14 protein-coding genes are annotated in these 13,994 nt (G+C 67.0%); 3 read left to right on the top strand and 11 right to left on the bottom strand.

Annotation, left to right across the window (positions count from 1 at the left end; all coding sequences use genetic code 11):
• Window positions 1-46 precede the first annotated feature (46 nt).
• Genes ruvB through ruvC form a run of 3 tightly spaced genes read right to left on the bottom strand, consistent with a single transcriptional unit; the run spans window position 47 to window position 2,251 of the window.
• Window positions 47-1,075, bottom strand: a complete 1,029-nt coding sequence (gene ruvB / locus AB0T83_RS00320) for a Holliday junction branch migration DNA helicase RuvB (RefSeq protein ID WP_366190569.1) — start codon at window positions 1,073-1,075, stop codon at window positions 47-49.
• Between the two features lie 4 nt (window positions 1,076-1,079).
• Window positions 1,080-1,748, bottom strand: coding sequence for a Holliday junction branch migration protein RuvA (ruvA, locus tag AB0T83_RS00315; RefSeq protein WP_366190567.1), 669 nt, complete (start codon window positions 1,746-1,748; stop codon window positions 1,080-1,082).
• Entirely contained in the window at window positions 1,745-2,251 is a 507-nt protein-coding gene (ruvC, locus tag AB0T83_RS00310; protein WP_366190566.1) for a crossover junction endodeoxyribonuclease RuvC, read from the bottom strand. Before ruvC ends, ruvA begins: the two co-directional genes overlap by 4 nt.
• Window positions 2,252-2,580: 329 nt before the next feature.
• Between ruvC and AB0T83_RS00305 the strand changes: the two genes are divergently transcribed.
• Entirely contained in the window at window positions 2,581-2,787 is a 207-nt protein-coding gene (locus AB0T83_RS00305) for a DUF1127 domain-containing protein (RefSeq protein ID WP_366190565.1), read from the top strand.
• A 67-nt stretch (window positions 2,788-2,854) separates the two neighbouring features.
• Here AB0T83_RS00305 and AB0T83_RS00300 read toward each other — a convergent pair whose 3' ends face one another.
• The 5 genes from AB0T83_RS00300 to AB0T83_RS00280 form a co-directional block, all read right to left on the bottom strand.
• Window positions 2,855-3,727 (bottom strand): 50S ribosomal protein L11 methyltransferase, encoded by an 873-nt coding sequence (locus AB0T83_RS00300; RefSeq protein ID WP_366190563.1) that lies wholly within the window; start codon window positions 3,725-3,727, stop codon window positions 2,855-2,857.
• 31 nt (window positions 3,728-3,758) lie between these two features.
• A complete protein-coding gene (locus AB0T83_RS00295) occupies window positions 3,759-4,310 on the bottom strand; it encodes a sugar O-acetyltransferase (RefSeq protein ID WP_366190562.1) in 552 nt (183 codons plus the stop codon).
• Window positions 4,303-4,953 carry a peptide-methionine (S)-S-oxide reductase MsrA gene (gene msrA, locus AB0T83_RS00290; protein ID WP_366190560.1) on the bottom strand — a complete coding sequence of 217 codons (651 nt, stop codon included), beginning with the start codon at window positions 4,951-4,953 and terminating at the stop codon, window positions 4,303-4,305. Before msrA ends, AB0T83_RS00295 begins: the two co-directional genes overlap by 8 nt.
• 83 nt (window positions 4,954-5,036) lie before the next feature.
• Window positions 5,037-6,278 carry an MFS transporter gene (locus AB0T83_RS00285; RefSeq protein WP_366190559.1) on the bottom strand — a complete coding sequence of 414 codons (1,242 nt, stop codon included), beginning with the start codon at window positions 6,276-6,278 and terminating at the stop codon, window positions 5,037-5,039.
• Between the two features lie 119 nt (window positions 6,279-6,397).
• On the bottom strand, window positions 6,398-8,593 hold the full coding sequence (locus AB0T83_RS00280; RefSeq protein WP_366190558.1) for a primosomal protein N': 2,196 nt from the start codon (window positions 8,591-8,593) through the stop codon (window positions 6,398-6,400).
• 154 nt (window positions 8,594-8,747) lie between these two features.
• Between AB0T83_RS00280 and AB0T83_RS00275 the strand changes: the two genes are divergently transcribed.
• Window positions 8,748-9,461 carry a DUF484 family protein gene (locus AB0T83_RS00275; RefSeq protein ID WP_366190556.1) on the top strand — a complete coding sequence of 238 codons (714 nt, stop codon included), beginning with the start codon at window positions 8,748-8,750 and terminating at the stop codon, window positions 9,459-9,461.
• A complete protein-coding gene (locus AB0T83_RS00270) occupies window positions 9,458-10,378 on the top strand; it encodes a tyrosine recombinase XerC (RefSeq protein ID WP_366190554.1) in 921 nt (306 codons plus the stop codon). The genes AB0T83_RS00275 and AB0T83_RS00270 overlap by 4 nt, the downstream gene beginning before the upstream one ends.
• 46 nt (window positions 10,379-10,424) lie before the next feature.
• Here AB0T83_RS00270 and AB0T83_RS00265 read toward each other — a convergent pair whose 3' ends face one another.
• From AB0T83_RS00265 to AB0T83_RS00255, 3 genes are read right to left on the bottom strand one after another with little or no spacing between them, the layout of a single operon-like run.
• Window positions 10,425-11,168, bottom strand: a complete 744-nt coding sequence (locus AB0T83_RS00265) for a pyridoxine 5'-phosphate synthase (protein ID WP_366190552.1) — start codon at window positions 11,166-11,168, stop codon at window positions 10,425-10,427.
• Between the two features lie 56 nt (window positions 11,169-11,224).
• Entirely contained in the window at window positions 11,225-11,833 is a 609-nt protein-coding gene (locus tag AB0T83_RS00260; protein WP_366190551.1) for a DUF2062 domain-containing protein, read from the bottom strand.
• Between the two features lie 33 nt (window positions 11,834-11,866).
• Complete coding sequence (locus AB0T83_RS00255; protein ID WP_366191075.1) at window positions 11,867-13,987, bottom strand: RelA/SpoT family protein; 2,121 nt, start codon at window positions 13,985-13,987, stop codon at window positions 11,867-11,869.
• Window positions 13,988-13,994: the final 7 nt, after the last annotated feature.

Raw genomic sequence — 13,994 nt, 5'->3', positions numbered from 1 at the left:
TCCGGCGGGAGTATTTTCGACAAGAAAAAGTGGCGCAGGGCGCGCGTCAGAGTTCCAGCAGGCCCTGATCGGGGTCGCGCGGGGCCTGCAGGCCCAGGTGCTGCCAGGCCCGGCGGGCCAGCATGCGACCGCGCGGCGTGCGCTGGATCAGGCCCTGTTGCAGCAGGTAGGGCTCGATCACCTCCTCCAGCGCGTCGCGGCTTTCGGACAGGGCGGCGGCCATGGTTTCGATGCCCACGGGACCACCGCCATAGTGCTCGGCAATCAGGGTCAGGTAGCGTCGGTCGGCGCCATCCAGACCCAGGTGGTCCACGCCAAGGCGGGTCAGGGCTAGGTCGGCGATGGCCCGGCTGAGGCGGCCGTCGCCTTCAACCAGCGCGAAATCTACCACCCGGCGCAGCAGCCGTCCGGCGATGCGCGGGGTGCCACGGGCGCGGCGGGCGATCTCGCGCGCGCCTTCGGGATCCGAGGGGATGCCCAGCAGGCGGGCGCCACGGGTGACGATCTGGTGCAATTCGTCTTCGGTGTAGAATTGCAGCCGCGTGGGGATGCCGAAGCGGTCGCGCAGCGGGGTCGTCAGCAACCCGAGCCGGGTGGTGGCGCCGACCAGGGTGAAGGGCTGAAGCTCGATCCGGACGGTGCGGGCGGCGGGGCCTTCGCCGATCACCAGATCCAGTTCGAAGTCCTCCAGCGCCGGGTAGAGCACCTCTTCCACCGCCGGGTTGAGCCGGTGGATCTCGTCGATGAAAAGGACATCGCGGCTTTCGAGGTTGGTCAGGATGGCGGCCAGATCGCCGGCCTTGGCCAGCACCGGGCCCGAGGTCATGCGGAAGTTCACCCCCAGCTCGCGGGCGATGATCTGGGCCAGCGTGGTCTTGCCGAGGCCGGGCGGGCCGTAGAACAGGGTGTGATCCATCGCCTCGCCGCGCTGGCGGGCGGACTGGATGAAGACATGCAGGTTGGCGCGCGCCTCAGCCTGGCCTGTGAATTCGTCCAGCGATTGCGGGCGCAGGGCGCGGTCGGCATCTTCGGGCCGGGGTTCGGGACGCAGGGTGGGATCCGGAGTCTGGGTCACGCGATCACTCCTTCGGGGCCAGCAGGCGCAGGGCGGCGCGGATCAAGGCGGTGGTATCGGCCTCGGGCGTCTCGCCACTGGCCTGGGCCACGGCAGAGGCGGCTTCGGACGGGCCATAGCCGAGGTTGGTCAGCGCCGAGAGTGCGTCGGCCTGCGCAGAAGCGTCGATGGACGGCGCGGGGGCTGCGGGCGCGGGGGTTTCCAGCACTGCCGTGTCTGCCGTGGAGGGCGCGGTGGCGGGCTGGGTGCCCGCGCCGCTCATCGCCATCACCGAAGGCGCCTTGTCCTTCAACTCGTTCACCACCCGTTGCGCAATTTTCGGGCCGACGCCTTGAGCGGCCTTGACCGCCGCCGCATCGCCAAGGGCAATGGCCCGGCTGACCCCGTCCGGGCCCAGCGTGCCGAGGATGGCCAGCGCCGCCTTGGCGCCCACCCCCTGCACGGTCAGCAGCAGGCGGTACCATTCCTTTTCCACAAGGCTTTCGAAGCCGAAAAGCTGCAGCAGATCCTCGCGTACCAGAAGATCGGTATAGAGCGACACGAAAGCCCCGCGCGCCGGAAGCGTCGCCAGCGTGCGATCAGAGCAATAGACCAGGTAGCCCACCCCGCCGACGTCGATCATCACGTGATCGCTGCCGCGATAGGCCAGTTGTCCCGACAGCCGCCCGATCATGCGGAGGCCCTGCGCAGCGCGGCCTCAAGCCGGCCCGCCGATTGCAGGTGATGGGCGTGACACAGCGCGATGGCCAGCGCATCGGCGGCATCGGGACCTTCGGGTTCCACGCCGGGGAAATGCAGCCGGATCATCGCGCCGATCTGGTCCTTGTGGGCGTGCCCAACACCGACCACCGCCTTTTTCACCGCGTTGGGGGCGTATTCGCCGATCGGCAACCCGGCTTGCGCCGGAACCAGAAGGGCGATCCCCCGCGCCTGCCCCAGCTTCAGCGTGCCCACCGGATCGCGGTTGACGAAGGTCTGTTCAACCGCCGCATGGGTCGGTGCATAGCACAACAGGATATCGGTCAGCTCGATATGCAGGCGCAGCAGGCGTTCGGCCAGACTGCCGTTGCCCGATACCAGCGTGCCGTTGGCCGCATGGCGGATCTTGGTTCCGTCAACGTCGATCACGCCCCAGCCGAGTCGCCTCAGCCCCGGATCGATCCCCAGAATGCGCATCTGCCTGCCTGCCCGTTGTTATTTTGGCACGCATAGCACGAAACAAGAACATCTGTAAAATGGATTGCCCGTGGGTTTCGACGCCAGGTAAATTTTCCGGCGCGGTCTGAAACCGACATCCTGGCCGGAATCGGGGCCTGAAAACGACATTCCGAGACCTGGAATTAAGTCCAGTTTTCAATGCTCTTGGCACCAGAAACACCCTTGCCATTTCTGCATGACGGACATGCGCGCTGCGCCAGTTGCCGGGGTGCGAAAGTTTTCCTATCTGGCGACTCGAGAACGATGAATTCCTCACCACTTTGAAAACTCTAGAAGGATGGTCTGTCATGGCCTACGTACACGCCCACGCCCTGCCGCAAGCTACCGGTTCGGTCTTTTCCCTGCCGGCACAACTGCTGACCCGTTTCCGGGCCTGGACTCAAACGCGCCAGACCCGCAATGCCCTGATGAAACTGTCGGCGCGTGAACTGGCCGATGTGGGCCTGACCTACGCCGATATCGAAAAGGTCGCGCGGAAAACCGTAAATGTGTGACCGGCGGCACCAACATCATTGCCGGAGACGGGCCGCGGGATAGATCCTCGCGGCCTTTTTCTTTGCCTCAGGCGGCGCGTTGCAGGGTCAGGGTCGTCCAGTCGCCTTCCACGTCGCGCTGGATCAGGGCAAAGCCCGCATCCTCATAGGCCTCGATCACTGCATCGGCCTGCGCGTTCAGGATCCCTGACAGGATCGCATGACCCCCCGCCGCCACGGCGCCCCCCATGTCCGGCGCCAGCGCCAGCAGGGGGCCCATCAGGATATTGGCAAAGACCAGATCGAAAGGCGCCTGCCCGGCCAGATCGGGATGATCGAAGCCGGCGGCCTCGACGCAGAGCACCCGGCCTTCCAGCCCGTTCGACGCCACATTCGCCGCCGCCACTTCGACCGCCACTTCGTCGATGTCCGAGGCCAGCACCGTGATCGGCCAGACCCGCGCCGCGGCCATGCCCAGAACGGCGGTGCCACAGCCGATATCGGCAACCTTCTGGCAGGTCACGCCCTGCTCCAGCAGCCGGTCCAGCGCCTTGAGACAGCCCAGCGTGGTGCCATGATGGCCGGTGCCGAAGGCCATGGCGGCCTCGATCAGCAGGCCGATCCGGCCCACGGGCAGCTTGTCGGCATCATGCGAGCCGTAGACGAAAAAGCGCCCGGCCTCGACCGGTGCCAGTTCGCGCTTCACCTTGGCCACCCAATCGGTTTCCGGCACTTCCGAGACGGTGAAGGGTCTGGCCCCGAAAGCCGCCGCCGCCAGCGCCAGCGCCACATCGTCGGGGGCCTCCAGGAAATAGGCGCCGACCTCCCACAGGCCCGAGCCGTCTTCCATCTCGAACACGCCGACGCCGGTGGGAATGGGATCGACGTCTTCCAGCATTTCTCCCAAGGCCTGGGCAGCATCGCGGCCCTTCAGGGTGGTCAGGGCGGAATAGGTGGTCATGGGGCGCTCCGGTGCGTTGGGGTCAGAGGGGCTATAGCGGGCGGGCCGGCACCCCTGCAACCCGCTGGCCGGGCGCCACATCGCGGTTGACAACGGACCCTGCGCCAACGACGGCGCCGTCCCCCACGGTCACGCCGGGCAGCAGGGTGACGCCGCCACAGATCCAGACGTCTTTCCCCAGTGTGACGGGCAAGGCCCGTTCGATTCCGTCCCGGCGGCGGTTAGGGTCGGGGTGATGCTCGGCGCAGTAGATCTGCACCCCCGGTCCCAGCATGGTGCCGGTGCCGATGCGGACCGACGCGCTGTCCAGAATGGTGCAGCCAGCGTTCATGTAGACCTGATCGGCCAGATGGATGTTGCGCCCGTAGGCGCAATGGAACGGGGCTTCGATGAAGACCTGCTCTCCGACCGCGGCGAACAGGCCACGCAGCAGCGGTGCCATCGCCCCGCGTTCGTCCGGCGGCAGGGTGGCGTGCTGATGACAGGCCCGGCGCGCGTCCTGGCGCAACGCTTCGAACGCCTCCGTCAGAGCGTCGTACCAGTCGCCATCCGCGACCCGCGCCAGCGGCGCTGCGTCAGACACCGGTGCCGATCGGACAGGTGACGCCGGTGCCGCCCAGACCGCAATAGCCGCCGGGGTTCTTGGCCAGATATTGCTGGTGATACTCCTCGGCATAATAGAACGCGGGCGCTGTCAGGATTTCGGTGGTGACGGCCCCGTATCCGGCCTTGGCAAATCGTGGCGCCACCGCTTCGCGGCTGGCCGTCGCCGCCGCTTGCTGGGCCGCCCCATAGGTGTAGATGCCCGAGCGATACTGGGTGCCCGTGTCGTTGCCCTGCCGCATGCCCTGCGTCGGATCATGACCCTCCCAGAACACTTGCAGCAGCGCCTCATAGCTGACCACGGCGGGATCGAAGATCAGCCGCACGACCTCGTTGTGGCCGGTCTGGCCGCTGCACACTTCCTGGTAGGTCGGGTTCGGAGTGTGGCCCGCCGCATAGCCGACCATGGTCAGCCAGACGCCTTCGGTCTGCCAGAACAGACGCTCGACACCCCAGAAACACCCCATGCCGAACATCGCCTCGGCCATGCCTTCGGGCACCGGCGCCTTCAGCGGGATGCCGGACAGGAAATGGGTCTGCGCCGTGGGGATCGGCGCGGCGCGCCCCGGCAATGCCGCCTCGGCGCTGACCATCTCGGACTTCTTGCGGAACAGGTTCATCATCGCGACCTCCCTTGGATCAGCCTGAAGGATAGGATGCCCGGCCCCAGCCGCCAAGCAGGCGCCGGTCACAGGGGCGTGTGCGTTCATTCTGCCGCCTGCGCCGCCCCGCGCCACCACGAAAAGACGGTTTCATTGCCCGGCGCGGGATGACGCGGGATCATCAGCGCCAGTGCCAGCGAGATCACCGCGATCCCCGCCGCGCAGACGAACACGGCACCGGGCGAGGCCAGCCACAGGTAGCCCAGCAGCGCCGGTAGGAACACCGCCGCGATATGGTTGATGGTGAAGGCCACCGCCGCCGTGGGCGCGATATCCCCCGGATCGGCGATCTTCTGGAAATAGGTCTTCAACGCGAAGGCCAGAGCGAAGAACAGATGGTCGATCACATACAGCGCTGCCGCCAGCACCACGCCCCAGCCGAACAGATAGATGCCGCCATAGGCCAGGAACACGACGATCAGCCCGACATATTCGAAGACCAGCGCGTTGCGCTCGCCGAACCGTCCGACGGCACGGCCCATCAGCGGCGCGAACAGCATGTTGGCCACGAAGTTGATCAGGAACAGCGCCGTGACCTCATGCACTTCGAAGCCAAAGCGCTCCACCATCATGAAGGCGGCGAAGACCACGAAGATCTGCCGCCGCGCCCCGGACATGAACTGCAAGGCGTAATACAGCCAATACCGCTTGCGCAGCACCACCTGCTTGAGCTGCGGATGCGGGGTCTCGAACTGCGGAAAGGCCAGCAGGCAGAACACCGCGATCCCGAAGGTCAGCCCGCCCGAGACCAGATAGACCGTGGCATAGTCCAGCGCGAAGGCCTTCCAGGTCAGCACCACCAACCCGTAAGCCCCCAGCGACGCCGCCGAGCCCACCGCCAGCAACCAGCCCAATACCTGCGGCGCCCGCGCCTTGGGCAGCCATTGCAGTTGCAGCGACTGGTTCACCGTCTCGAAATAGTGAAATCCGAAGGAACTCAGCAGGGTCACGCTCAGGATCCCGCCAAGGCTGGGAAACCAGGCGGTCACCGCCGTTGCCAGCCCCAGCACCGCCAGCGAGACGACGCCCAGCACCTGCTCGCGGATCACCAGGATCAGGGCAATCACCCCGATGGCCAGGAACCCGGGGATCTCCCGCACCGTGTGCAGCCAGCCGATATCGGCGCCGTCGAAATCCGCCACCTCGACCACGAAATTGTTCAGCAGCGCGCTCCAGGTGGCAAAGGCCAGCGGCATGGCAAAGGCCATCAGGATCAACAGCGCGGTCGGCCGCCGCCAGCGCGGCAAGCGATGCGCTTCGGACAGGGGGACAATGGTCAAACGCATGGCCGCCTCCTACGCCGAAACCCGGCTCCAGGCGAGTGTTTTGGCGCGCCGCCCCCGCGTCGGGCGCTTCCGCGCCTTTTTCTTGGCGAAAATACTCCCCCGCCGGAGGCGTCCTGCCCTCACAGGAAGCTCTGCGGGTCGATATCGATGCGCAGCCGCAGATCGCCCCGCAACGGAAACTGCCCGGCCCATTGCGCCACCGCTGCCTGCAAAGGCGCACTGCGCGCCGCCTTGACCAGCAGCCGCACCCGGTGCCGCCCGCGAATCCGCGCTATGGGCGCGGGTGCCGGCCCATACAGTTCCGCCCCGATGGCCGCCAGCGGTCCGTTCTGCCGGGCCAGCGCATTGCCCAGGTCGAACACCTGCGCCAGATCGGGCCCCGAGATCACGATCCCGGCCATGCGCCCAAAGGGCGGCATGGACAGCGCCCGGCGTTCCGCCGCCTCGGCCCGCCAGAACGACTCGTCGGCCCCCGACAGGATCGCCTTGATGACCGGATGCTCGGGCTGGAAGGTCTGCAACAGCGCCTGTCCCGGCCGGTCGGCGCGCCCAGCCCGGCCCGCCACCTGCCGGATCAACTGGAACGTCCGCTCCGCCGCCCGCAAGTCCGAGCCCTGAAGGCCAAGGTCGGCGTCGATCACCCCGACCAGTGTCAGCAGCGGGAAATTGTGCCCCTTGGCCACCAACTGGGTGCCGATGATGACATCGGCCTCGCCCGCCGCGATGGCACCGATCTGTTCCTTCAGCGCCCGCGCCGAGCCATAGAGATCCGACGACAGCACCGCCACACGAGCCTCGGGAAAGGCCGCAATGGCCTCTTCGGCCACCCGCTCGACCCCCGGACCCACCGCCGCCAGCTTGCCCTCGACCTTGCACGACGGGCAGGCGTCAGGCAGCGGGCGGCTTTCACCGCATTGATGGCAGATCAGCCGTTTCTGGAAGCGGTGTTCGACCATGCGCGCGTCGCAATGTTCGCATCCGATCTGCTGGCCGCAGGCCCGGCACAGGGTCACCGGGGCATAGCCGCGCCGGTTCAGGAACAGCAGCGCCTGTTCCCCGGCCGCCAGCCGCGCCTGCACCGCCTGCCGCAGGCTGGGCGACAGCCATGTGGAGGGCGCCAGATCCTCGGCCCGCATGTCGATCGCCGCCATCTCGGGCAGCACGGCGGCGCCGTAGCGGGCGGTCAGTACCAGCTTGTCGTATTTCCCGGTCTCGGCATTGACCCAGCTTTCCAGCGACGGCGTGGCCGAGGCCAGCACCACCCGCGCCCCACAGATCGCCGCCCGCAGCACCGCCATGTCGCGGGCCGAATAGATCGCGCCGTCCTCTTGCTTGTAAGACGTGTCGTGTTCCTCATCGACCACGATCAGCCCCAGATCGCGGAACGGCAAGAACAGGGCCGAGCGCGCGCCCACAACCAGTTGCGCACCGCCCTGCCCGACCATCTTCCAGCAGCGCCGCCGCTCGGTCTGGGTGATGCCGGAATGCCATTCGGCAGGCCTGGCGCCGAAGCGTTCCTCGACGCGGGTCAGGAATTCGGCCGTCAGCGCGATCTCGGGCAGCAGCACCAGCGCCTGCCGCCCGGCTTTCAGACAGGCGGCGACCGCTTCCAGATAGACCTCGGTCTTGCCCGAGCCGGTGACCCCTTGCAGCAGCGTCGTGCCATAGTCGGCCTCGGCCAGCCCGACCGAAAGCCGCGCCGCGGCATCGGCCTGATCGCCGGTCAGCGGCTTGCCCGGGCGGGCCGGGTCCAGCACCGGATAGGGCAGGTCGCGCGGGGTTTCGGTTTCTTCCAGAACGCCCTGTTTCACCAGCCCCTTGATGACCGAGCCGCTGACGCCTGCGGCCTGTGCAATCTCGCTCTGGGTCAGCGCGGCCCCGCCGAAATCCTCCATCGCGTCCAGCACCCGCGCGCGGGCATCGGTCATCCGGTCCGGTTCGCCATGGCCAAGCCGGTAGACCTTGCGGCGGCTTTCGGAATGTCCCAGCCCCGGCGCGCGGGTGGCCAGCGACAGCATCGCGTGCATCGGTGTCAGGGTATAGTCGCCGGCCCGCGTCAGGAAGGTCTGCATGTCTTCGGTCATCGGCGCCACGTCGAGCCGTCCGAAGATCGGGCGTACCTTGGCCAGGTCATAGCCGCCCTGCCCCGGCCCCCAGACCACGCCCAGAACCCGGCGCGGCCCCAGCGGCACCTCGACGAAATCGCCCACACTGCAGCCGCCCTCGGGCGCCTTGTAGTCCAGAAACCGGTCCAGCGGCTGGGTCGTCAGCACCGAAACCAGCGCGCCGGGGGGAAAGATGTCTTGCCGCGTCATGCACCATTCCTTAGCCCCGCCCGCACGGCGCGGAAAGCCCACATTGGCGCGACTGTGCCCGACAGGGACCAATGCCGAATCCCGGACAGGGAAAAGGCGGGACAGGGGATTCCGGGATGTGCTACCTTGCTGCAAAACAAGACGAGGCAGACACATGAGCACCGACCCCCAGGCCAGCGCCGATACGGCGCTGCGCGACCTTATCGTGGCCGATCCCGAACGCGTCCTGAACGACCCCCATATCCTGCAGGCCCTGCTGCGGGCCGAGGATCAGGCCCGTGGCGGCAATGTGGTGGACATGCGCGGCATGGCCATCTCGCGGCTGGAAGACCGGCTGGCGCGGCTGGAGCAGACCCACCAGTCGGTGATCACCGCCGCCTATGACAATGTGGCCACCACGGCGCAGGTGCACCGCGCCATCCTTGCCATGATCGAGCCGCTGGACTTCGATGCCTTCCTTGGCACGCTGGACACCACCGTCGCCGGAACCCTGCGCCTGCGCGCGGTGCGGCTGGCGCTGGAGAGCGAGGATCGCACCCCCGACAGCGATCTCAACCCGCTGACCGGCACGCTCAGCCTGCTGCCGCCGGGCTATCTGGACGGGTTCGTGACCGAGGGCCGCCGGATGCGCAACCGCCCGGTGATCCTGCGGCAGGTGGCGCAGGGTTCGGTGTCGGTCTATGGCACGGCTGCTGCCGACATCCGCTCCGAAGCGCTGGTCTGGCTGGATCTCGGCCCCGACCGGGTGCCGGGCCTGCTGGTGCTGGGCGCGCAGGAGCCCGAGCATTTTGCACCGGGACAGGCCACCGACCTTCTGGAACTGTTCGCGCGGATCTGCGGACGTCTGGTCCGGGGCTGGCTGGGGTGAGCCTGATCAGCGCCGGCGTTTCGGATCTCATCGCGACATGGCTGGACAGCCTGCGCGCGCTGGATGACGCCTCGCCGGCGACGATCACCGCCTATCAGGGCGATCTGCTGGGCTTTGCCGCCTTCATGGGAAGCTATCACGGCGCCGCCGCCAGCCCCGCCACCCTGCGCGGCACCGATCTGACCGCCATGCGGGCCTGGATGGCCCATGAACGCGCCCGTGGCCTGTCGGCCCGGTCGCTGGCCCGCGCCCTGTCAGCGGTCAAAAGCTTCTTTGGCTGGTGGGCGGAGCGGGACGGGTTCGATCCGTCGAACGTGCTGTCCACCCGATCCCCCCGCCACCGCCGCAAGCTGCCGCGCCCATTGGTCGAGGATGCGGCCAAATCGCTGATCTCGCAGGTGGAATTGCAGGCCCCACAGGACTGGGCCGCGGCCCGTGATGTGGCAGTGGTGACGTTGCTCTATGGCTGCGGGCTGCGCATCTCCGAGGCCCTGTCGCTGACCGGCCGCGATGCCCCCCTGCCCGAGATGCTGCGTGTGGTCGGCAAGGGCCGCAAGGAACGGCAGGTGCCGGTCCTGCCGGTGGCGCGTCAGGCGGTGGAACATTACCGCAGGCTCTGCCCCCAGGATCTGACCGCCGACGGACCGCTGTTCCGGGGCGTGCGCGGCGGCGCGCTGTCTGCCGGGACCATCCAGAAAGCGGTGCGCGCGGCGCGGCAGCAACTGGGCCTGCCCAGCACCGCCACCCCGCATGCATTGCGCCATTCCTTCGCGACGCATCTGCTGAACCGGGGCGGCGACCTGCGCACCATTCAGGAACTGCTGGGCCATGCCTCGCTGAACACCACCGAGGCCTATACGGCGGTCAATTCTGCGCGCCTGATGGATGTTTACCGAAAGTCGCATCCGCGCGCCTGAAGGGCACCGAGGCCGGAAAACGGTACCGCCCCCTAGCCGCGTTCGGTCAGCGTGCCGCGTCCATCAGGCGGCGCATCTCGCGAATGGCCGGTTCCAGCCCCAGGAAGATGGCCTCTCCGATCAGGAAATGGCCGATGTTCAACTCCATCACTTCGGGCAGCGCCGCAATGGGCTGCACGGTGTCATAGGTCAGCCCGTGACCGGCGTGAACCTCAAGCCCTAGCGCCTTGGCATAGGTCGCCATTTCGGTCAGCCGGGCCAGTTCCGCGTCGCGTTCGGCGATCCGGCCTTCGGCATGAAAATCGCAATAGGCGCCGGTGTGCAACTCGATGACCTCGGCACCGATCCGCTGCGCGGCCTCGATCTGGGCCGCGTCGGCGGCGATGAAGATCGACACCCGGCTGCCCGCAGCGCGCAGCGGCGCGATATACGCGGCCAGCCGCGCCTCTTCGCGCCGCACGTCCAGCCCGCCCTCGGTGGTGCGTTCCTCGCGCTTCTCGGGCACAATGCAGACCGCGTGCGGCTTGTGGCGCAGCGCGATGGCCTGCATTTCGACGGTCGCGGCCATCTCGAAGTTCAGCGGCACGGTCAGGCGATCGGCCAGTGCCGCGATGTCGGCATCCGAGATATGCCGGCGATCCTCGCGCAGATGCGCGGTGATGCCATCCGCGCCCGCCGCTTCCGCCAGAAGTGCTGCCCGCAGCGGATCGGGATAGGCACTACCGCGCGCGTTCCGCACGGTGGCCACATGGTCGATGTTCACGCCAAGGCGCAATGGGGTCCGGGACATGGGATCCTCCCTCTGGGTCGTGTTCCTTTTGCGGGAAATCGACCGCCTCTGAAAGACTAGAGTTGCCGGCGCGGCACGCCATAGACACGACGCGCGCGACGCTTCTGATAGGCCGCGATCACCGGGCGGGACAGGAAATAGGCCAGCAGTGCGGCGACCAGACCGGGGATCAGCCCGCCGACCAGATAGGGCAGGAACACGCCTTCGAAGAACAGCATCAGCCGGTCCCAATGCGGCTCGCCGCCGGTGACCGATAGGCGCAGGTTGGTCCACAGTTCGGAGAACGCCCGCGAGAAGGTCTTCAGCACCTGTGGCAGCGGCACCCGGGTTTCGGACCCGAAGATCAACTCTCCGGTCTCGATCGACAGGGCGGCGATCAGCGGAAAGGTCAGCGGGTTGCCCACGAAGGTGGACAGCAGCGCCGCCAGAACATTGGCGCGCAGCAGATAGGCCAGCCCGGCGGCAATGAACATATGCAGGCCGAAGAACGGCGTGAAGGTGACGAAGACCCCGGCGGCGATGCCGCGCGCGATGCGGGCGGGCGGATCGGGAAGGCGGCGCAACCGGTGCGAGATATAGCTGATGGCCCGGCTCCACCCCCCGCGGGGATAGACCGAATCCTGGGCTATTCGCCAGATGCTTCGCTTGTTCCGCCGTTTGAACACCAACAGACGGCACTCCCCAATCGTCTCAGACGGTCACGCATCGATCCCTGCGCGATACCGGGTGATGGCCGCGACGTTGCTTTCGGCTTCCAGCGCGGTCATGACCCTGTGCAGATGTTCGGTGTCGCTGAGTTCCACCTCCATCCGCATCCGATAGTAGTCCGGCTTTCGGTCCACGAAAACGAGATTCGAGATGTTGGCTTTCTGTTCCCCGATCAAGGTGCAGATCCGCCCCAGAACCCCGGCATCATTGCTGAGCGTGATGTCGAAGGCCGACGGGTGCACCGCCGCATGGGGACCGCTGTGCCAGCGCAGGTCGATCCAGCGATCCATCTCGTCCTCGAATTCCACCAGACAGGGGCAATCAATGGCATGTACGACGACGCCCCGGCCCGGCCGGGTGATGCCGACGATGCGTTCGCCCGGCACCGGCTGGCAGCAGGGGCCGCGATCCCAGTTCTGGTCGGGGCTCAGGCCGATGACCGCGCGCCGGGTCTCGATCTCGTCGCCGCGATATTCGCTCAACTCGGGATAGAGGATCTCGACGACGCGGCGGGCGACGATCTCGCCGCTGCCCAGACGCGCCAGAAGTTCTTCGGAGTCGCGGCCCAGTCCCAGCCGCTGCGCGGCGGTGGTCAGGGCCTTTTCGGTCACCCGCTTGTCGACCTGTTCGAAGGCCACGCGGGCCAGTTCGCGGCCCAGCTTGACAAAGCGTGACCGGTTCTCGGCGCGCAGCGCCCGGCGGATCGCGGATTTGGCCTTGCCGGTGACGGCGATGTCGATCCAGGTGGCTTGCGGGCTCTGGCCCTCGGCGGTGATGATCTCGATCGACTGGCCGTTGCGCAACTGCGTCCACAGCGGCACCCGCTGGCCATCGACCTTGGCGCCCACACAGGCCGAGCCGATGCGGGTGTGGATGGCAAAGGCGAAATCCAAGGGCGTCGCCCCGCGCGGCAGTTTCACCACATCGCCCTTGGGCGTGAAGCAGAACACCTTGTCGGGGTACATCTCCAGCTTCACCGCCTCGAAGAACTCGTCATCGTCGGCGGAGGCTTCGAAATGTTCGGCCAGTTGCGCGATCCACGACTGCGGATCCACGGCAAAGGGGTTCTCGGCGCGCTGACCGTCCTTGTAGGCCCAATGGGCGGCGACCCCGGCCTCGGCCACATCGTGCATCGCGCGGGTGCGGATCTGCACCTCGACGCGCTTGCCGTCGCGGCCCAGCACGGTGGTGTGCAGGCTGCGATAGCCGTTCTGCTTGGGCTGGCTGATGTAGTCCTTGAACCGGCTCGGCACCGCGCGCCAGCGGTGGTGGATCGCGCCCAGCACCCGGTAGCAATCCATCTCGTTGCTGGTGATGACGCGGAAACCATAGATGTCGGACAGGCGCGAGAAGCCGATTTCCTTCTGCTCCATCTTGCGCCAGATCGAATAGGGTTTCTTGGCGCGGCCGATGACCTCGGCCTCGATGCCGTTGTCGGTCAGTTCGGCGACCATGTCTTCGTAGATCTTCTCGATGACATTGCCGGCCTTTTCGCGCAGCTTCAGGAAGCGGCGGATGATGGCGGTGCGCTGTTCGGGGTTGAGCACCTGGAAGGCCAGATCCTCAAGCTCGTCCCGCATCCCCTGCATCCCCATGCGCCCGGCCAGCGGCGCATAGATGTCCATGGTCTCGCGCGATTTGCGCGCCTGCTTTTCCAGCGGCAGCGACTTGATGGTGCGCATGTTGTGCAGGCGGTCGAACATCTTGACCAGAACCACGCGCAGATCCTTGGAGGTGGCCATGAACAGCTTGCGGAAGTTCTCGGCCTGCTTGGTCTCGGTGGAACTGAGCTGCAGGTTGGTCAGCTTGGTGACGCCATCGACCAGACCGGCGATTTCTTCACCGAACATCTTGGAAATGTCGCCATGGGTGGCCTCGGTGTCCTCCACGGTGTCGTGCAGGATCGCGGTGATGATGGTGCTGTCGTCCAGATGCTGGCGGGCTAGCATGTCGGCGACGGCGACCGGATGCACGATGTAGGGCTCGCCCGAGCGGCGGAACTGCCCTTCGTGCACCTTGCGCGCATATTCATAGGCCAGACGCAGCTTGGCGGCATCCGTCCGGGGGTTGTATTCCTTGACGCGCGCGACAAGATCGTCGACCGGGATCAGACTTTCC

Source organism: Meridianimarinicoccus marinus (assembly GCF_040689105.1).
Taxonomy (GTDB): domain Bacteria; phylum Pseudomonadota; class Alphaproteobacteria; order Rhodobacterales; family Rhodobacteraceae; genus Meridianimarinicoccus; species Meridianimarinicoccus marinus.
The sequence above is the reverse complement of the archived record's forward strand: the minus strand, read 5'-3'. Positions and strand labels throughout refer to the sequence as shown.

Coding starts and splice junctions, on each gene's coding strand:
- ruvC (WP_366190566.1), bottom strand. CDS start 2,251: ATGCGCATTCTGGGGATCGATCCGGGGCTGAGGCGACTCGGCTGGGGC.
- AB0T83_RS00300 (WP_366190563.1), bottom strand. CDS start 3,727: ATGACCACCTATTCCGCCCTGACCACCCTGAAGGGCCGCGATGCTGCC.
- AB0T83_RS00265 (WP_366190552.1), bottom strand. CDS start 11,168: ATGTCCCGGACCCCATTGCGCCTTGGCGTGAACATCGACCATGTGGCC.
- AB0T83_RS00285 (WP_366190559.1), bottom strand. CDS start 6,278: ATGCGTTTGACCATTGTCCCCCTGTCCGAAGCGCATCGCTTGCCGCGC.
- msrA (WP_366190560.1), bottom strand. CDS start 4,953: ATGATGAACCTGTTCCGCAAGAAGTCCGAGATGGTCAGCGCCGAGGCG.
- AB0T83_RS00280 (WP_366190558.1), bottom strand. CDS start 8,593: ATGACGCGGCAAGACATCTTTCCCCCCGGCGCGCTGGTTTCGGTGCTG.
- ruvA (WP_366190567.1), bottom strand. CDS start 1,748: ATGATCGGGCGGCTGTCGGGACAACTGGCCTATCGCGGCAGCGATCAC.
- AB0T83_RS00275 (WP_366190556.1), top strand. CDS start 8,748: ATGAGCACCGACCCCCAGGCCAGCGCCGATACGGCGCTGCGCGACCTT.
- AB0T83_RS00305 (WP_366190565.1), top strand. CDS start 2,581: ATGGCCTACGTACACGCCCACGCCCTGCCGCAAGCTACCGGTTCGGTC.